Below are 17,601 nucleotides of genomic sequence, written 5' to 3'. Positions count from 1 at the left end.
TCAGCCGCCGGCGCCGGGGCTCGGGGGAACCAGCGCGGCGGTGACGGCGCGAGCCGCCGCGCGATCGCCGAGGAGATCGGTGCTGTCGGCGAACTGGTCGATCGCCCCGGTGCGCGGCCAAGCGCGGAGTGCCGGGTCGGTCAGGGTGTCGAGGAGCGCCTGGCTGAACCGGTCCGCGTGCAGGACCTGGAACGGCCGGTCGTGGTAGGGGCGGGTGCCGGGGTCGAGCGGCTCGGTGAGGCCGAGCCGGTTGTGCAGCTCGGCGATGGCGGTGTACGCCGCCGCGAGGTGGCCCTCCCGTTCGGGCCAGGTGGTCGCGGCCAGTGCCGCGGTCAGTGCCGGCGAAACGGTGGCCGCGAACGGGAGCCGGGTGAAGGCGCTGCCGAGCCATTTGCCGTAGGGCGGGTATCGGCGGTGCATCAGCAGGCACAGGCGCAGGAGCTCCCGGACCAGGCGGGCGGCGACGACGGCCGAGCCGAGTTCGTCGCCGACTTCTCCGCACCGTCCGACGAACGCCTCTTCCTGCGAGATCCGCTGCCACTGGCAGGCCAGGAGGTAGCGCCAGATCTGCTCCGGGTACCAGCCGAGCTGAGCGCGAACGGCGGTGAGTTCGCCCGTGGGGTCGTGGAAGACCGCGCCGGCGGTGAGCTCGGCGAGGGCCTGGGTGGGGGTGGCGAGCCAGTCGAGCGTGGTGGTGCCGTGGCGGGGATCGAATCCCAGGTGGTGCCGGAGCCACTCGTCGAGGGTGGTGACGTCGACGCGGTGGAAGACCGGTCCGTCGGTGAGCACCATGTGGCGCACGTGCTCGTTGGCGGTGGGGCCGAAGTGGGTGGGGTAGCCGTGGAACGTCTTGGGCAGCTCGTCGCTCAACACCGAGACGATGTCCTGGGCGTACCGCTCGCTGTCGGCGCGGCCCAGGAACAGCTGCAGGCGCGGACCCCATTCGTGATCGGCGGATCGCGCGGTGTCGAAGCCGAGGACCTCCGACCCGGTGCCGATCCGCGCGGCCGTGTGGGGCAGTTCCCCGAAGTGCGCGTGGAGCACCGGCCGGACCGCCTCGTGGTAGAAGCGGCGGGACAGTTCCAGGCCGGGGAGGAACGACTGGTCCATGGGCCGCATGATGCCGCCCCCGGCGGGTGCGCCGCGACCGGATATCGACGGCCCCTCAGCCGTCCCAGACGGCGGCGCCCTGCCGCAGAACCTCCACATCGGACTGTTCCTCGACCGGCCACAGCTCCACCACGTACCGGTAGTGCTCTCCGAACTCGTGCTCGTTCCAGGTGGCCGCGGGCGGACCGGCGGGCACGTACGAAACCCGCGCCCGGTACAACCCGGGAAGCACCGAAAAGAACTTTTCCTGCGACGGGTAGTCCGAGGGCCCGGAAATCACCAACCGCCCGCTCGGAACCGGAAGATCCGCTTCCACCACGTGGTCGGCGTCGGCCAGAAGACCGGGCGCCGAGGGCAGCAGCGACACCGAAGACTCGACCACGTCCGAGCGTGCCGTCGCGATGGCGAGGCCGCCCGGCTCCGCCCCGATCCGGTGGTCCACCGCGGAATCGGTCCAGCCGCTGCCCGTCAACCGGGCGCGGGAATCCCGGACGGCGAACTGGCGCTGGTCGGCGTGGACGACGAGATGCACACCAACCACCCTAGCCAGGACCCGCCCCGAAATGGTATCGACGGCGGGTTTAGCGTTGACCCATGACCACTGCTTCCGTCGACGTCGACACGGCCCGCAGCGACTACGCGGCCCTGGTCGGCCGAGGCCTCTCCCTGGACATCACCCGCGGCAAGCCGTCCCCCGAGCAGCTCGACCTCTCGAACGCGCTGCTCTCCCTCCCGGGCGACGGCAGCTTCAAGGCCGAGGACGGCACCGACGTCCGCAACTACGGCGGCCTCAACGGCCTGCCCGAGCTGCGCCGCATCTTCGCCGCCGCGCTGCAGGTGCCCGCCGGGCAGCTGCTCGCCGCCGGCAACTCGAGCCTCGAGCTGATGCACGACGCCGTCGTCCAGGCCCTGCTGAGCAAGCTGCCCGGCGCCGAACGCCGCTGGGCCGACGAGCCGCAGGTGAAGTTCCTCGCCCCCGTCCCGGGCTACGACCGCCACTTCGCGCTCACCGAGCGCTTCGGCATCGAGCTCGTCCCGGTCGCGATGACCGACGAGGGCCCGGACATGGACGTCGTCGAGACGCTGGTCGCCGAAGACCCGGCCGTCAAGGGCATCTGGTGCGTCCCCAAGTACAGCAACCCCACCGGCGTCACGTTCAGTGACGACGTCGTCCGGCGGCTCGCCACCATGCGCACCGCGGCGCCGGACTTCCGGATCTTCTGGGACAACGCCTACGCCGTGCACCACCTCACCGACGACGAGCCGGAGCTGGCCGACCTGCTGGCCCTGGCCACCGAGGCCGGCCACGCCGACCGCGTCTTCGTCTTCGGCTCGACCTCGAAGATCACCCTGGCCGGGGCCGGCGTCGGCTTCTTCGGCGCGTCCGAGGCCAACCTCGCCTGGTGGACCGGCAACACCGGCAAGCGCACCATCGGCCCGGACAAGGTCAACCAGCTGCGTCACGCCCACTTCCTCAAGGACGAGGCCGGCGTCCGCGCCCACATGCGCAAGCACGCCGGGATCATCGGCCCGAAGTTCGCGGCCGTCGACCGGATCCTCTCCGAGGAGCTGGCCGACCTGGCGTCCTGGACCAAGCCGACCGGCGGGTACTTCATCACGCTGACCGTCCCGCGGGGCACCGCGAAGGAGGTCGTGCGGCTGGCGAAGGAGGCCGGGGTCGCGCTGACCCCCGCCGGGGCGACCCACCCGCACGGGAACGACCCGGACGACGCCGTCATCCGGATCGCGCCGACCTTCCCGAAGCTCGAAGAGGTCGAAGAGGCCGTCCGCGCGCTCGCCGTGTGCGTCCGGCTCGCGGTCGCGCAGCGCGGCTGACCTGGGCAAACGCAAGTCGATCAAAATTTTTCCCGTTTTGACCGAGCCGGGGGACGCCCAGGTACGTATGACCGGTGGGTGAGGTGGACGAACTCGTCACGAGAGGACGTCCCCCGGTGTTCGGAAAACGCTACACACAGCAGCTGATCGAGCGCAGCGCGGAGAACGCGACCGACCGCCGCCGCTTCCTCAAGGCTGCGGGAGCGGCGGGGCTCGGCGTCGCGGGCGCCGGCGCGCTCGGCGGTGCGTTGTCGCTGGGCCTCGGCTCGGCCGGTGCCACACAGCAGTACGGAGGACAGGGAGGTGACAAGGCGAAGGAACAGGCGAGCGACGCCGCGGTCCTGAACTTCGCGCTGAACCTCGAGTACCTCGAAGCGAACCTGTACTCGTTCGCCGTCTACGGCTACGGGCTGAACGAGAAGTACGTCAACGGCGTCGGCAACCTGGGCAAGGTCTCCGGTGGGCACGCGGTGCAGTTCAAGAGCGAGCACACCAAGCAGCTCGTCCAAGAGATCGCCGGCGACGAGGTCGCCCATGTGAACTTCCTGCGCAAGGCGCTCGACAAAGCCGCCGTCGCGCAGCCGGAGATCGACTTCCAGAACAGCTTCACCGCGGCCATGCAGGCCGCCGGGGTGATCAAGCAGGGCCAGACGTTCGACCCGTTCGGCAGCGAGAACAACTTCCTGCTCGCCGCCTACCTGTTCGAGGACGTCGGCGTGTCCGCCTACAAGGGCGCCGCCCCGCTGGTGAACAACAAGACGTTCCTCGACGCGGCCGCCGGCATCCTGGCCGTCGAGGCCTACCACGCCGGAATCGTGCGGTCGGCGCTGTTCGAGCGCGGCCTCGGGGACATCACGAACAAGATGTCCGACGCCCGCGACAGCCTCGACGGCAAGGCCGACGACGACGAAGGCGTCATCAAGAACGGCAAGGCGAACCTCGTCCCGGCCGACGCCAACGGCATCGCGTTCGGGCGCTCCGCCGAGCGCGTGCTCAACATCGCCTACCTCAACCCGGACAAGGTGTCTTCCGGTGGTTTCTACCCGCGCGGCTTGAACGGCGACATCGCCACCAGCGGTGCGAAGGAGAAGTAGGCACCGCGTGCCGCCGCCACGGTAACGTCACCGGCGGCGGCACGCGGAGTCGACGGGGGGACGCGAAGTGCGGGTACTGGTCGCGGGTGGCGGGATCGCGGGCACGGTCACGGCGATGGCGCTGAAGCTCGCCGGGCACGAGCCGGTCGTGTACGAGGCCTACCCCGCAGGCGGGGACGACATCGGCGCGTTCCTCACGATCATGCACAACGGCATGGACGCCCTGCGCGCGATCAGGGCCGACCGGCCGGTGATCGACAGTTCGTTCGCCGCGTACGGCGTCGAACTCGTCGCCCCGACGGGGGAGACCGTTGGGCGGCGCGAGTTCGACACCGAAGGGCTCGACGGGCCGCGCACCCTGACCCGCGCGACGCTCTACCGCGTCCTGCAGGACGAGGCCGAGCGCCGCGGTGTCCCGCTGGAGCGCGGCAAGCGGCTGGTGGGCGCGCAGCCCGGCCCGGACGGGATCACGGCGGAGTTCGCCGACGGCACCACCGAAACCGGTGACGTGCTGGTCGGCGCGGACGGGTTGCGCTCGGTCGTCCGGAGGCTGATCGACCCGGCCGCGGACGAGCCCCGCTACACCGGGCTGACCGTCGTGTACGGCTACACGCGGGCCGCCGGGCTGCCCGCCGCGCCCGGGATCTACCGGATGTTCCGCGGGAGCCGGGCGGCCTTCGGGTTCACCACGGACACCGGCGGCGCCACCTTCTGGTTCGCCCGCATCCCCGACGCCGAGCGCTCCCGCGAGGAGATCGCGGCGGTCACCCCGGCGGGCTGGCGCGAGTTCGCGCACGCGGCGTTCGACGGAGATCCGTTGCCCTGCACGGACATCATCGCCGCCACCGGCGAGGAGGTGTTCGGCGGCCACTCCTACGACGTCCCGGAAACCCGGCTCTGGTCGACGCCCGAGATGGTCCTGACCGGCGACGCCGCCCACGCCGCGTCCCCGGCTGCGGGCCAGGGCGCGTCGATGGCGCTGGAGGACAGCGTCGTCCTGGCGCAGTGCCTGCGCGACCTCCCGGACCCGGCCTCGGCTTTCGCGGCGTATGAAGGGCTTCGCCGTGAGCGCGTGGAGAAGCTGGTGAAGGCGAGCGCGGGCGGGGACGTCGGCGAGGAGCCCGGCTGGCTGTACTCCCACCACATCGACTGGGACACGAAGATCACCGCCTGACCCCGCTCCGCCCCAGCGCCCCAATGTGGCCTTGGGTGCGTGTGACGCACCCAAGGCCGCCTTGGGGCGCTGGGGTCAGCGGGCCGAGCGACCGCCGCAGGAGTCGCGGACCACCAGTTTCGTCGGGAGCAGCACCGGTTCCGGGGCGCCGGCGTTCTCGAGCATCGCCAGGAGCGCGCCCGCCGCCGCGGTGCCGAAGCCCGGCTTGTCCTGGGCCACCGTCGTCAGGGCCGGGTCCACCAGGGACGCCACCTCGATGTCGTCGAACCCCACCACGGCCAGGTCGGCCGGCACCCGCAGCCCGGCCGCGCGCGCCGCCAGCAGCGCGCCGACCGCCATCTCGTCGCTGGCCGCGAACACCGCCGTCGGCGGCTCCTTGCGGGCCAGCAGGCGCCGCATGCCGACGAACCCGCTCTCGCGGTAGAAGTCGCCGCCGACCACGAGATCCTCCGACACCGGCAGCCCCGCTTCGGCCAGGCCGCGCCGGTAACCCTCGGTGCGGGCGGCCGCCGGCGCGTTGCCGCGGGGGCCGGTGATCGTCGCGATCCGGCGGTGCCCGAGCGCGGCCAGGTGCCGGACGGCCTCCGCCGCGCCCCCGGCGTTGTCCGACGTCACGTGCGTCGCCCGCGGTCCGGACAGAGCCACGTCGAGGGCGACGCACGGCAACCCGGACTGGGCGAACGCGGTGAACGCGTCGGCGTCCGTCCCGCTGTCGATGAGCACCAGCCCGGCCAGGTGGTGGCGCCGGGTCATGCTCACGTACCCGATCGGGTCGGCCAGCGACACGCCGGGGTGACGGTCGCGGGCGTCGTCGCTCGTCGCGAGCAGCAGCAGGTGGTAGCCGTGCGAGCTGAGCGCGGATTTCAGGCCCAGCAACAGGTCCTGCAGGAACGGGTGCCGCCAGCCGGGCCGCCGGTGGTCGGTGTCCCAGACCAGCCCGACCATCGCCGACTGCTGCCGCGACAGCGCGCGCGCCGACTCGTTCGGCGAGAAATCGAGGTCCCGCGCCACGCGCTCGACGCGTTCGCGGGTCGCCGCGCTGACCGTGGCGGGGCGGTTGAACACCCGCGACACGGTGGCGACGGAAACCCCGCAGAGCTGCGCGACCTCGCGGGCCGTGACCATGTTGACCTCCACTCTTGTAACCGGTTACATCTCTAGCACACGGGCTCAGACTGCGTAAATGCCGGGGCGCGTTATCATTTAGTTACTTGACGGCGACGGGCTGGGAGCGCTCTCATGGGACCCGCGTTTTCCGACCGGCCCGCAGAACAACGGAGATCTCATGCGCCCGAAAACGAGAAACCGCCGGATCCGCCTGCTCGCCGGGGTGGGTGCCACCCTGGTCGCGCTCACCGCGCTGAGCGCCTGCGGGGACAGCGGCGCCGCCGGCGGCAAGGTCAAGCTGAGCCTCGGCCTCTTCGGCAACTTCGGCTACACCGACCTGATCAAGGAGTACCAGGCGGCGCACCCGGACATCGAGATCACCGAGCGGACCGCCGCCTACTCCGACCACCACAAGAACCTCGCCGCGCACCTGGCCACCGGCGCCGGTGCCGCGGACATCGAGGCCATCGACACCGGCTACGTCGCCCAGTTCAAGGCGACGCCGGACAAGTTCGTCGACCTCAACACCGTCGGCGGCGACAAGCTCAAGGACCGCTGGCTGAGCTGGAAGTGGGCCGCGTCGCTGGCCAAGGGCGGCCAGCAGATCGGCTACGGCACCGACGTCGGCGGCCTGGCCATCTGCTACCGCCGCGACATGTTCAAGGCCGCCGGGCTGCCGGAGGACCGGGACGCCGTCTCCGCGCTCTGGCCCACGTGGCAGAAGTTCTTCGACGCGGGCAAGCAGTTCCAGGCCAAGGCGCCGAACGGCGTCAAGTTCATGGACGGCGGTCCGACCGTGCTCAACGCGATCGTCGGCCAGGCGCCGCAGGGCTACTACGACCAGAACGACCAGATCATCGTCGGCAGCAACCCGGCGCTGCGCCAGGGCTGGGACCTCGTGGTCGACGCGGTCAAGGCGAACCTGAGCGCCGGCCTGCTCTACAGCACGCCGCAGTGGAACACCGGCTTCACCCAGGGCCAGTTCGCCACCGTCACCTGCCCGGCGTGGATGATGACCAAGATCAAGGACCAGGCGCCGGACACCGCCGGCAAGTGGGACGTCGCGGCCGTGCCCGGCGGGGGCGGCAACTGGGGCGGCTCGTACCTGACCGTGCCCAAGCAGGGCAAGCACACCAAGGAAGCCGCCGAGCTCGCCGCGTGGCTGACCGCGCCCGAGCAGCAGGCGAAGGTGTTCACCAGCAAGGGCCTGCTGCCCTCGGCACCGTCGCTCTACGACGACCCGAAGATCACCGGCTACACGAACCCGTTCTTCTCGGGCGCCCCGGTGGGCAAGGTCTTCACCGACGCGGCGAAGAAGCTGAACCCGCAGTACCAGGGCCCGAAGGCAGGCGACGTGCAGACCGAGTTCGGCAACGCCATGCAGCGGGTCGAGCAGGGCAAGCAGGACGGCCCGGCGGCGTGGCAGCAGCTGGTCGGTGACGTCGCGAAGATCAAGTAATGGCACTCACCTTCGCCGAGCGGCGGCAGAAGTGGGACGTCAAGCTGTCGCCGTTCGGCTTCATCAGCCCGTACTTCCTCATCTTCGGCGTCTTCGGGTTGTTCCCGCTGGCGTACACGGCCGTCGTGTCGCTGCAGAAGCGGAACCTCATCGACGCCGAGGGTGCGCAGTTCATCGGGTTCGGCAACTACGAGCAGCTGCTGTTCCACGACCCGTACTTCTGGAACTCGATGGGGAACACGGTCAGCCTGTGGCTGCTGACCACGATCCCGCAGATCCTGTTCGCGCTCGGCATCGCACACCTGCTCAACCGGCGGCTGCGCGGGCGGATGTTCTTCCGGATGGGGATGATCCTGCCGAACATCACCTCGGTGGCGGCGGTGACGATCATCTTCGCGCAGCTGTTCGGCCGGGACTTCGGGCTGGTCAACTGGGTGCTGAGCTGGTTCGGCGCCGGGCAGGTCGACTGGCAGGCCGGCACGGCCAGCTCGCACACCGCCATCGCGGCGATGGTGGTGTGGCGCTGGACCGGCTACCACGCGCTGATCTTCCTGGCGTCCATGCAGGCGATCCCGTCGAGCATGTACGAGGCCGCCACCCTCGACGGCGCCAAGGGGTGGCAGCAGTTCTGGCGGATCACCGTGCCGCTGCTGCGGCCGCAGATCATCTTCTCCACGGTGATCGCGACGACCGGGAACATGCGGCTGCTCGCCGAGCCGCTGCTGTTCAACCCGGGCACCGCGGCCGCCACCGGAGGGTCGGACCGGCAGTTCCAGACGGCCGCGCTCTACCTCTACGAACAGGGTTTCGCCAAGTACGACTTCGGCTACAGCTCGGCGATCGCGCTGATCCTGGCCGTGGCCACGATGCTCGTCGCGGGCCTGTCGTACCTGGTCACCCGGCGCATTTCCACGGACTGAGGAGCGGACATGACCACCGTGCTGACCCCGGCGGCACCCGCGCCGCCGTCGACCTCGCCCGGGCGGGCCCGGCGGCTCGCGCGCCGCGTGGCGAGCCCGTGGACCTACGCCGCGCTGACCGCGATCCTGGCCGGCTCGGCGTTCCCGGTGTACTGGTCGTTCGTCGTCTCCTCGCAGACGACGGAGGCGGTCGGGAAGGTGCCGCCGGTGCTCGTCCCCGGCGGGCACCTGTTCGAGAACATCGCCCGCGTCTTCGACGAGACGGACTTCGCGCTGGCGCTGGGCAATTCGCTCATCGTCGCGGGCACGATCACCGTGTCGGTGGTGCTGTTCTCGACGCTGGCCGGGTTCGCCTTCGCCAAGATGCGCTTCCGCGGGCGGACGGCGCTGCTGCTCGTCGTGGTCGCTACCCAGGCGATCCCGACCGAGCTGGGCGTCGTGCCGCTGTACATGATGATGGCCGACTTCGGGTGGGCCGGGCAGTTGCAGGCGGTGATCGTGCCCGGCCTGGTCACCGCGTTCGGCGTGTTCTTCATGCGCCAGTACTTCGAGCGGGCGCTGCCGCTGGAGCTGCTGGAAGCCGGCCGGATGGACGGCTGTGGCTCGCTGCGGCTGTTCTGGCACGTGGCCCTGCCCGCCGCCCGCCCGGCTGCGGCGGTGCTCGGGCTGTTCACCTTCATGCAGGCCTGGAACGACTTCTTCTGGCCGCTGGTGGTGCTGGTGCCGGAGAACCCGACCGTCCAGACCGCACTGTCCACTCTGGCCAGCGGCTACACCACCGACTACACGCTCGTGCTCACCGCCGCCACCATCGGCACCGTCCCCGTCCTGATCGTGTTCCTGCTGTTCGGCCGCCAGATCGTCGGCGGCATCATGCAGGGCGCGCTCAAGGGCTGACCCCTCCCGGAGCTCACCGTGACTTCCAGCTTTCCGCCCGCCTTCCGCTGGGGTGTCGCGACCTCGGCGTTCCAGATTGAGGGCGCCACGACCGCCGACGGCCGCGGACCGTCCATCTGGGACACCTTCGCGGCGGTGCCCGGCGCGGTGGCCGGCGGCCACACCGGCGAACCGGCGGCCGACCACTACCACCGCTGGGAGGCCGACCTCGACCTGCTCGCCGAACTGGGGGTCGACTCCTACCGGTTTTCGGTGTCCTGGCCGCGGATCCAGCCGTCCGGCCGGGGTGCTCCCGAACGCCGCGGCCTCGCCTTCTACCGGCGGCTGGTGGACGGGCTGCGGGAGCGGGGGATCGAGCCGTTCCTGACGCTCTACCACTGGGACCTGCCCCAGGCCCTGGAGGACGAGGGCGGCTGGCGCTCCCGCGACACGGCGTACCGGTTCGCCGAGTACGCGGCGCTGGTGCACCGGGAACTGGGCGACGTCGTCGACTTCTGGACGACCCTGAACGAGCCGTACCCGTGCGCGGTGGCCGGGTACGGCGAAGGCCGCCACGCGCCGGGGGCGCGGGAGGGACACGGTGCGCTGGCGGCCGCCCACCACCTGCTGCTGGGCCACGGCCTGGCGGTCCGGGCGATGTGCGAGCAGGCGGCGCTGCCGCACCAGTTCGGCATCGTCCTCAACCAGTCCCCGGCGGTCCCGGTGTCCGACTCACCGGCGGACGCGGCGGCGGCCGCCCGCCAGGACACGCTCCTGCGCCGCCAGTTCACCGACCCGCTGTTCGGCGGCCGGTACGCGCCGGGCCTGTCGGCGATGTTCGACGGGGTCTCGGACTTCTCGTTCCGCCGCGACGAAGACCTGGAGATCATCGGGGTGCCCCTGGACTACCTGGGCGTGAACTACTACTACCGCCTGCACTGCGCGGACGCCCCGCACCGCGAGCCGGACCCGGCCCGGCGGACGGTGGCCGACATCGGGGTGGACACCACGCGACTGCCGGACGTCCCGCGCACCGGGATGGGCTGGCCGGTCGAGCCGGAGGGCCTCACGGAAGCGCTGGTGGGCCTGCACAACCGCTACCCGGGGCTGCCGCCGGTGTACGTCACGGAGAACGGGTGCGTGTACGCGGACCGGAGTGACTTCGCGGACTACGAGCGCATCAGTTTCCTGAGCGAGCACATCGAGGCGGTTCGTACCGCGGCCGCGGCCGGGGTGGACCTGCGCGGGTACTTCTGCTGGTCGCTGCTGGACAACTTCGAGTGGGCGCACGGGTACAAGCACCGCTTCGGGCTGATCCACGTCGACTACGAGACGCAGGCCCGCACGCCGAGGTCGAGTTACCGCTGGTACCGCGACTTCATCGCGGCCGAGCGCACACCGTGAGAAACGGGTGGCCCGCCCGGGCGGGCCACCCTACGGTGACGCCATGAGCGATCACCCGGAAGCGCCGGCCGGCCCCTTCGAACCGCCGTACTACGTGGCCGTCTTCAGCACGGTGCGCACCGCCGAGCAGAGCGGCTACGCCGAGACCAACGCGCGCATGGAGGAGCTGGTCGCGGCGATCCCCGGGTACCTGGGCATGGATCACGCCCAGACCCCCGGCGGACTCGGCATCACCGTCGGGTACTTCCGCGACGCCGACGCGCTCGCGCAGTGGCGGAGCCACGCCGAGCACCGGGCGGCGCAGCGGCGCGGGCGGGCCGAGTGGTACGAGAGCTACACCCTGCACGTGGCCAAGGTGGAACGCAGCACCGGCTTCACCCGGCCCTGAACGGCTACTTCTTGTACAGGCCTTCGATGTCGTCGGCGTAGTTCTTCGTGACCACGTTCCGCTTCAGCTTCAGGCTCGGCGTGATCTCCCCGCCGGCCTCGGTGAAGTCGTTCGCCAGCACGGTGAACTTCTTGATCGCCTCGGCCTTGGACACCGACTTGTTCGCCTCGTCGACCGCGGCCTGGATCTCCGCGAGGAGGTCCGGGTCCGCGGCGAGGTCCGCCACCGAAGCGCCGGAAGGCTTGCCGTGCTGGGACTTCCAGGACGGGAAGTACTCCTCGTCCACGGTGACCAGTGCCGCGATGAACGGGCGCTGGTCGCCGACCACCATCGCCTGGCTGACCAGCGGGCAGGCTTTGATCGTGTCCTCGAGGCCGGACGGGGCGACGTTCTTGCCGCCCGCCGTCACGATGATCTCCTTCTTGCGGCCGGTGATCTTCAGGAAGCCGTCGGAGTCCAGCTCGCCCAGGTCGCCGGTGTGGAACCAGCCGTCGGTGAGCGCTTCCTTCGTCGCCTGCGGGTTGTTGTAGTACGCCCGGAACACGACGTCGCCCTTGAGGAGGACCTCGCCGTCGTCGGCGATGCGGACCGACGTGCCGTTGACCGGCTTGCCGACCGTGCCGACGCGGAACGCCGTCTGCGTGTTGACGTTCGCCGCCGCGGACGTCTCGGTGAGGCCGTAGCCCTCGAACACCGGGACGCCGATGCCGCGGAAGAAGTGGGCCAGCCGCGCGCCCAGCGGCGCGCCGCCCGAGACGGCCGCGACGCAGCGGCCGCCGAGGGCCGCGCGCAGCTTGCCGTAGACCAGCTTGTCGAACACCAGGTGCTTCAGCTTCAGCCCCAGCCCGGCGCCGCCGGTGTCCTGCGCCTCGCTGTAGGCGACCGCGGTGGCCTCGGCGGCGTCGAAGATCTTGCCCTTGCCCTCGCTGTGGGCCTTCTGCTTCGCCGAGTTGTAGACCTTCTCGAACACGCGCGGCACGGCGACGACGAACGTCGGCCGGAAGGTGCCCAGGTCGGCGACCAGGTTCTTGACGTCCGGCGTGTGCCCGAGGGTGACGCGGGCGGTGAGCGCGGTGACGGCGATCGCGCGGGCCAGCACGTGCGCCAGCGGCAGGAAGCACAGCAGCGAGTTGCCCTGCTCCATCAGCTGCGGGAACGCCTCGATGTCGGCGCGGATCTCGGCCAGGAGGTTGCGGTGGGTCAGCTCGACGCCCTTGGGGCGGCCGGTGGTGCCCGAGGTGTAGACGATGGTGGCCAGCTCGTCCGCGGTCACCTCGCGGCGGCGGTCGTGCAGCTCGTCGTCCGAAAGGGAAGCGCCCAGCGCGGACAGCTCCTCGACGGCGGGGGAGTCGCCCTCGATCTGCCAGGTGTTCTGCAGGTCGGTGAGCCGGTCGCGGATCTGGTCGACCGCCGCGGCGTGGGCGTTCGTCTCGACGAACACGCCCTTGGCGGCCGAGTCGGAGAGGATCCAGTGCACCTGTTCGGGGGAGGACGTGTCGTAGATGGGCACGGTCACCGCGCCGGCCGCCCAGATCGCGAAGTCGATCAGCGTCCACTCGTAGCGGGTCTTCGACATCAGGCCCACGCGGTCGCCGCGGCCGATCCCGGCCTTGGCCAGGCCCTTGGCCACGGCCAGCACCTCTGCCGCGAACTCCTTGGCGGTCACGTCCAGCCAGCTGCCCTCGACCTGGCGGCGGAAGCTCACCACGTCGGAGAACCGCTCGGCGTTCGCCCAGACGACGTCGGACATGTTTTCGTCGTCGGCCACCGGCTTGCCGGCGGGAGCGCTGTATTCGCGCACGTGGACCTCCGTGTTCAAACGCGTGCGGCAGGTGACACCGCTGTTACCCGCCAGTCAACTTAGCGTGGTGAGCACCTTAAGACCATGCTGATCGACCCCGCGAGGCGAGGCCGTGACATTCTTCGCACGTGAACGCGCCACCCTCACTCGACATCGTCGACGAGACGTTCCTCGCCGTTCCGCCCGCCACCGTGGCCGCGGTCTTCGCCGAGCCGGCCTCCTGGCGGCGCTACTGGCCCGACCTGGTCCTGGAGGTCTACACCGACCGGGGGGACAAGGGCCTGCGCTGGACCGTGACGGGCGCGCTCGTCGGTACGATGGAGGTTTGGCTCGAGCCGGTGCTCGACGGCACCCTGCTGCACTACTTCCTGCGGGCGACCCCCGCCGACGCGGCCGGGGCGCCCCGTGCGCTGGCGCCACGTGACCTGCGGCGGGAGTTCGACCGGCGGGCCCGCGCGGCCAAGGCGATCGCGCTCGGGCTCAAGGAGATCCTGGAGGACGGGCGCGAGCCCGGCGTCCCTCCGCGCGAGAACTAGGGGAGCAGGGTGCGGGTACACGTCGTCTCGGACGTGCACGGCAACGCGGACGCGTTGAAGCGGGCCGGCGACGGGGCGGACGCCCTGGTCGTGCTCGGCGACCTGATCGACTTCGTCGACTACCACGACCACGAAAAGGGCATCATGGGCGCCCTGTTCGGCAGCGAGAAGGTCGGCGAGTTCGCCCGCCTGCGCCGCGAGGGCACCCGTGACGAAACCGTTGCCTTCTCGCGCACGCTCTGGGCGACCCTCGAAGACCCGGCCTCCGCGGTCGACGAGGCCATCCGCGCGCAGTACGCGACGCTGTTCGCGGCGATGACGGCGCCCACCTACGCCACCCCCGGCAACGTCGACACCCCGGCGCTGTGGCCGGAGTTCGCCGGCGAGGGCGTGCGGGTGCTCGACGGCGAGGTCGCGGAGATCGGCGGCCTGCGGTTCGGGTTCGTCGGCGGCGCGCTGCTGCCCGACGGCGTCGTCCCGCGGCCCCGCAAGGGCGCCGCCTGGCGGCCCTACCTGCGGGACCGCGCGGACTACGACCGGAGCGTGGCCGCGCTGACCGACGTGGACGTGCTCTGCACGCACGGCCCGCCGGCCCTGCCCGAGCTGACCTACGACGTCGTCGCCCGCCGCAGCGAGATCGGCTCGACGGCGCTGCTGGAGCTGATCCGGGCGCAGCGGCCGCGCTGGTCGGTGTTCGGGCACGTGCACCAGCCACTGGCGCCCCGCGCCCGGGTCGGCCTGACCGAGTGCCGCAACGTGGGTCACTTCAAGGAGACCGGGCAGCCCTACGTGCTGCGCTGGTGACCAACCGCGGCGGCTACGCTTCGACCCATGGCCGAGCAGTCCACACAGTCCATCGAGGTCGACGCCGAGCCCAGCCGGGTGATGGCCGTGATCGCCGACTTCCCCGCGTACCCGGAATGGGCCAAGGCCGTCCGGCAGACCGAGGTCCTCGACACCGACGCCGAAGGCCGGGCCAAGCAGGTCAAGCTGACCCTCGACGCCGGTCCGATCAAGGACGTCTACACCCTCGAGTATGACTGGGACGAAGACGGCCTCGGCGTCAGCTGGCACCTGGTCAAGGGCCAGATGCAGAAGGCGCAGAACGGCCGCTACGCGCTGGCCGACCTCGGCGGCCGGACGCGGGTCACCTACACGCTGTCGGTCGAGCTGGCGCTGCCGATGATCGGCCTGCTGCGCCGCAAGGCCGAGAAGATGGTCATGGACACCGCGCTGAAGGAGCTCAAGAAGCGGGCCGAGGGCTAGCAACGTGCGGATCCTGCTGTGCACCGGCAAGGGGGGTGTCGGGAAGACCACGCTGGCCGCGGCCACCGGCGCCGCCCTCGCCGCCCGCGGCAGGAAGACCCTCGTCGTGTCCACCGATCCGGCCCACTCCCTCGGTGACGCCTTCGCCCGCCCCCTCGGCGCCGAACCGTCCGAAGTGGACGCCCTGCTCTCGGGGGTGCAGGTCGATGCGCGGACCCTGGTGGACGCCTCCTGGGAGCGGCTGCGCGGCGAACTGCGCGCGGTGCTGGCCGGCGCGGGACTCGACACCCTCGACGCCGAAGAGCTCACCGTGCTGCCCGGCGTCGACGAGCTGCTCGCCCTCACCGAAGTCCGCCGGCTGGCCGAGGACGGCCCGTGGGAGACCGTCGTCGTCGACTGCGGGCCGACGGCCGAGACGCTGCGGCTGCTCGCCCTGCCCGAGGCCGTCTCCGGCTACCTGACCCGCGTGTTCGGGCCGCGCGGCCGCGTCACGGACTCGGTGCGCCGGCTCGGCGCCCACCTCGACGGCCTGCGCGCCCTGCTCACCGACCCGGCGGTGACGACCGTCCGGCTGGTCCTGACGCCGGAGCGGGTGGTCGTCGCCGAGGCGCGGCGCACGCTCAGCTCGCTGGCCCTGCGCGGCATCGCCGTCGACGGCCTGATCGCCAACCGGCTGATGCCAGCGCCCGGCATCTGGCGCGGGGGCGCCGCGTCCTGGCTGCGCACGCGCCGGACGCAGCAGGACGCCGTGCTCGCCGAACTCGCCGCGGCCGGGATCGCGCCGGTCGCCCGGGTCGAGCACCGCGCCGTCGAGCCGGTCGGGCTGCCCGCGCTGCTGGAGATCGCCGCCGAGCTCTACCGCGGCGAAGACCCGCTCACCGGTCACGGCACACCGGTCACGCCGCTGCTGCGCGTGCGGCCCGCCGACGGCGGGTACACCCTGCGCGTCGCGCTCCCGCTCGCGCGGGACGCCGAGGTCGACCTCGCCCGCGTCGACGACGACCTGGCGATCACCGTGGACGGCTTCCGCAGGCTCATCGCCCTGCCGGAGCCGCTGCGGCCGTGCCGGATCACCGGCGCGGAGTCCGACGCCGACGGCCTGGTCGTGCACCTGGCCGGGAACCGGGGACGCGGGTGAGCGAAGAGCAACACGGGCCGCGCCTGACGGAGGAGATCCGCCTGCTCGCCGAGCTGGTCGCCGACAAGGCGGCGCCGTGGCTGGAAGGCGTGCTGGCGGCCGGGCACGGCAACTTCTTTTCGGGGGCTCCGGGTGGCGAAGCCCCCGGCCCGGGGCGAAGCCCCGGTGGTCACGGCCTGCCTGACGAGGCGAAACCGGACGGTTCGGCGTGCGGGTGGTGTCCACTCTGTGCGATCGTCGCGGTGGTACGGGGTGAACGGCCCGAGCTGGTCGCGCGGCTGGCCGAGCAGCTCGCGCAGCTGGTCGCCCTGCTGCGCGCGGTGCTCGCGGACCGCTGGGAGCCGGAGGAGGGCGTGCACATGCCCGGGTTCCGGCCCGCGCCGCGGCCCGCGGACCCGCGGCCGTCGCCGCGGGTGCAGCACATCGCCGTCCGCCGGCGCGACGAGTGGGAGAGCTGAGTTGCGGACGATAGGGGTGGACGTCGGCGGGACGAGCATCCGGGCCGGCGTGGTGGACGAACGCGGCTCCCTGCTCGACACGGCGCGCGTCGCGACGCCGACCGAGGAGGGCGCGCTCGAGGACGCCATCGCCGGCGTGGTCGAGGACCTGCGCAACCGCCACGAGGTGGCCGGGGTCGGGCTGGCGGTGGCGGGCTTCGTGGCGCGCGACCGCCGCTCGGTGATGTTCGCCCCGCACCTGGCGTGGCGCGGCGCCCCGGTCGCCGACCGGATCGAGAAGCGCGTCGGCCTGCCGGTGCTGCTGGAGCACGACGTCAATTCGGCGATCGTGGGCGAGCACCGTTTCGGAGCGGCCCGCGGCGCCCAGGTGGCGGCTCTGGTGGCCCTGGGCACGGGCATCGGCGCGGGGTTGTTGCTGAATGGCAAGCTGTACCGCGGCGCGTACGGCGTGGCCCCGGAGCTGGGCCACCTGACGGTGGTCCGCGGCGGCCGCCCGTGCCCGTGCGGCAAGTACGGCTGCTGGGAGCGCTACTGCAGCGGAACGGCCCTGGCGGCGACGGCGGTGGAGCTGCTGGCCCGGCACCCGGGCCGCTCGACGGTGCTGGCCCCGCAGGTCGCGGGCGACCCGGGATCGGTGACGGGCAGGCGAGTCGCGGGCGCGGCCCGCGACGGCGACCCGATCGCCCAGCTGGCGATGGCGGAGCTGGCCAAGTGGCTCGGCGAGGGCCTGGCGCTGGTGGCGGACGTGTTCGACCCGGAGATCATCGTCATCGGGGGAGGGGTGTCGGAGTCGGCGCCGCTGTTCCTGGACGAGGCGCGGGAGCACTACGCGGGGACGATCACGGGGGCGCGTCACCGGCCGTTGGCGAGGATTCGGACGGCTCACCTGGGCGACGACACGGCCATCGTCGGCGCGGCGGCTTTGGCGCTGGAGGCGGCGAAGACCCCGGTCTGATCCGGGCTGGGGCTGTTGCGATCCTTCGGTGGGCTTCCCCGCCACCCCGATGCCCGATTGTGACTACGGCCGGCGGCAC

General features: G+C 71.7%; 18 protein-coding genes. 14 read left to right on the top strand and 4 right to left on the bottom strand.

The annotated features are described in order from the left end of the window. Both IE317_RS45205 and IE317_RS31275 read right to left on the bottom strand, forming a co-directional pair. Positions 1–1,110: a DUF4037 domain-containing protein gene (locus IE317_RS45205; protein ID WP_191314954.1), complete on the bottom strand. Its 1,110-nt coding sequence runs from the start codon at positions 1,108–1,110 to the stop codon at positions 1–3. A 55-nt stretch (positions 1,111–1,165) separates the two neighbouring features. Beyond that, positions 1,166–1,642, bottom strand: a complete 477-nt coding sequence (locus IE317_RS31275) for a hypothetical protein (RefSeq protein WP_191314953.1) — start codon at positions 1,640–1,642, stop codon at positions 1,166–1,168. 62 nt (positions 1,643–1,704) lie between these two features. On the opposite strand from IE317_RS31275, the gene IE317_RS31270 reads away from it, so the two are divergent. From IE317_RS31270 to IE317_RS31260, 3 genes are all read left to right on the top strand, one after another. Then, positions 1,705–2,946: an aminotransferase class I/II-fold pyridoxal phosphate-dependent enzyme gene (locus tag IE317_RS31270; RefSeq protein WP_191314952.1), complete on the top strand. Its 1,242-nt coding sequence runs from the start codon at positions 1,705–1,707 to the stop codon at positions 2,944–2,946. Positions 2,947–3,062: 116 nt separating this feature from the next. Continuing rightward, the gene (locus IE317_RS31265) at positions 3,063–4,040 is read left to right on the top strand and encodes a ferritin-like domain-containing protein (protein WP_191314951.1); all 978 of its coding nucleotides are present in this window, start codon (positions 3,063–3,065) and stop codon (positions 4,038–4,040) included. A gap of 67 nt (positions 4,041–4,107) precedes the next feature. Next, complete coding sequence (locus tag IE317_RS31260; RefSeq protein ID WP_191314950.1) at positions 4,108–5,214, top strand: FAD-dependent oxidoreductase; 1,107 nt, start codon at positions 4,108–4,110, stop codon at positions 5,212–5,214. Between the two features lie 75 nt (positions 5,215–5,289). Here the strand turns inward: IE317_RS31260 and IE317_RS31255 are convergent, their stop codons facing one another. Next, positions 5,290–6,339: a LacI family DNA-binding transcriptional regulator gene (locus IE317_RS31255; protein WP_229903018.1), complete on the bottom strand. Its 1,050-nt coding sequence runs from the start codon at positions 6,337–6,339 to the stop codon at positions 5,290–5,292. A gap of 160 nt (positions 6,340–6,499) precedes the next feature. Between IE317_RS31255 and IE317_RS31250 the strand changes: the two genes are divergently transcribed. The 5 genes from IE317_RS31250 to IE317_RS31230 are packed head-to-tail and all read left to right on the top strand — an operon-like array spanning position 6,500 to position 11,368. Next, a complete protein-coding gene (locus IE317_RS31250) occupies positions 6,500–7,780 on the top strand; it encodes an ABC transporter substrate-binding protein (RefSeq protein ID WP_191314948.1) in 1,281 nt (426 codons plus the stop codon). Then, complete coding sequence (locus tag IE317_RS31245; RefSeq protein WP_191314947.1) at positions 7,780–8,700, top strand: carbohydrate ABC transporter permease; 921 nt, start codon at positions 7,780–7,782, stop codon at positions 8,698–8,700. The genes IE317_RS31250 and IE317_RS31245 overlap by 1 nt, the downstream gene beginning before the upstream one ends. Positions 8,701–8,709: 9 nt before the next feature. Continuing rightward, positions 8,710–9,597 carry a carbohydrate ABC transporter permease gene (locus IE317_RS31240; RefSeq protein ID WP_191314946.1) on the top strand — a complete coding sequence of 296 codons (888 nt, stop codon included), beginning with the start codon at positions 8,710–8,712 and terminating at the stop codon, positions 9,595–9,597. A gap of 18 nt (positions 9,598–9,615) precedes the next feature. Next, positions 9,616–10,980, top strand: coding sequence for a GH1 family beta-glucosidase (locus IE317_RS31235; protein ID WP_191314945.1), 1,365 nt, complete (start codon positions 9,616–9,618; stop codon positions 10,978–10,980). Positions 10,981–11,023: 43 nt separating this feature from the next. Continuing rightward, positions 11,024–11,368 carry an antibiotic biosynthesis monooxygenase family protein gene (locus IE317_RS31230; protein ID WP_191314944.1) on the top strand — a complete coding sequence of 115 codons (345 nt, stop codon included), beginning with the start codon at positions 11,024–11,026 and terminating at the stop codon, positions 11,366–11,368. Between the two features lie 4 nt (positions 11,369–11,372). On the opposite strand, the gene IE317_RS31225 is transcribed toward IE317_RS31230, so the two are convergent. Beyond that, positions 11,373–13,169 (bottom strand): AMP-dependent synthetase/ligase, encoded by a 1,797-nt coding sequence (locus IE317_RS31225; protein WP_191314943.1) that lies wholly within the window; start codon positions 13,167–13,169, stop codon positions 11,373–11,375. A 128-nt stretch (positions 13,170–13,297) separates the two neighbouring features. On the opposite strand from IE317_RS31225, the gene IE317_RS31220 reads away from it, so the two are divergent. Genes IE317_RS31220 through IE317_RS31195 form a run of 6 tightly spaced genes read left to right on the top strand, consistent with a single transcriptional unit; the run spans position 13,298 to position 17,522 of the window. Further along, positions 13,298–13,705, top strand: coding sequence for a polyketide cyclase / dehydrase and lipid transport (locus IE317_RS31220; RefSeq protein ID WP_191314942.1), 408 nt, complete (start codon positions 13,298–13,300; stop codon positions 13,703–13,705). Positions 13,706–13,714: 9 nt separating this feature from the next. Beyond that, positions 13,715–14,509, top strand: coding sequence for a metallophosphoesterase family protein (locus IE317_RS31215; RefSeq protein WP_191314941.1), 795 nt, complete (start codon positions 13,715–13,717; stop codon positions 14,507–14,509). A 27-nt stretch (positions 14,510–14,536) separates the two neighbouring features. Beyond that, entirely contained in the window at positions 14,537–14,971 is a 435-nt protein-coding gene (locus tag IE317_RS31210) for an SRPBCC family protein (RefSeq protein ID WP_013224321.1), read from the top strand. A gap of 4 nt (positions 14,972–14,975) precedes the next feature. After that, the gene (locus IE317_RS31205; RefSeq protein ID WP_191314940.1) at positions 14,976–16,109 is read left to right on the top strand and encodes an ArsA family ATPase; all 1,134 of its coding nucleotides are present in this window, start codon (positions 14,976–14,978) and stop codon (positions 16,107–16,109) included. Continuing rightward, positions 16,106–16,567, top strand: a complete 462-nt coding sequence (locus IE317_RS31200) for a hypothetical protein (protein ID WP_191314939.1) — start codon at positions 16,106–16,108, stop codon at positions 16,565–16,567. Before IE317_RS31205 ends, IE317_RS31200 begins: the two co-directional genes overlap by 4 nt. A 16-nt stretch (positions 16,568–16,583) precedes the next feature. Further along, positions 16,584–17,522 (top strand): ROK family protein, encoded by a 939-nt coding sequence (locus IE317_RS31195; protein WP_191314996.1) that lies wholly within the window; start codon positions 16,584–16,586, stop codon positions 17,520–17,522. Positions 17,523–17,601: the final 79 nt, after the last annotated feature.

This window comes from Amycolatopsis bullii (genome assembly GCF_014654205.1).
Taxonomy (GTDB): domain Bacteria; phylum Actinomycetota; class Actinomycetes; order Mycobacteriales; family Pseudonocardiaceae; genus Amycolatopsis; species Amycolatopsis plumensis.
The sequence above is the reverse complement of the archived record's forward strand: the minus strand, read 5'-3'. Positions and strand labels throughout refer to the sequence as shown.

What these genes read in the sequence shown, in the direction of transcription:
- IE317_RS45205 (WP_191314954.1), bottom strand. Translation starts at nt 1,110, where the DNA reads ATGGACCAGTCGTTCCTCCCCGGCCTGGAACTGTCCCGCCGCTTCTAC.
- IE317_RS31255 (WP_229903018.1), bottom strand. Translation starts at nt 6,339, where the DNA reads ATGGTCACGGCCCGCGAGGTCGCGCAGCTCTGCGGGGTTTCCGTCGCC.
- IE317_RS31210 (WP_013224321.1), top strand. Translation starts at nt 14,537, where the DNA reads ATGGCCGAGCAGTCCACACAGTCCATCGAGGTCGACGCCGAGCCCAGC.
- IE317_RS31250 (WP_191314948.1), top strand. Translation starts at nt 6,500, where the DNA reads ATGCGCCCGAAAACGAGAAACCGCCGGATCCGCCTGCTCGCCGGGGTG.
- IE317_RS31270 (WP_191314952.1), top strand. Translation starts at nt 1,705, where the DNA reads ATGACCACTGCTTCCGTCGACGTCGACACGGCCCGCAGCGACTACGCG.
- IE317_RS31230 (WP_191314944.1), top strand. Translation starts at nt 11,024, where the DNA reads ATGAGCGATCACCCGGAAGCGCCGGCCGGCCCCTTCGAACCGCCGTAC.
- IE317_RS31240 (WP_191314946.1), top strand. Translation starts at nt 8,710, where the DNA reads ATGACCACCGTGCTGACCCCGGCGGCACCCGCGCCGCCGTCGACCTCG.
- IE317_RS31245 (WP_191314947.1), top strand. Translation starts at nt 7,780, where the DNA reads ATGGCACTCACCTTCGCCGAGCGGCGGCAGAAGTGGGACGTCAAGCTG.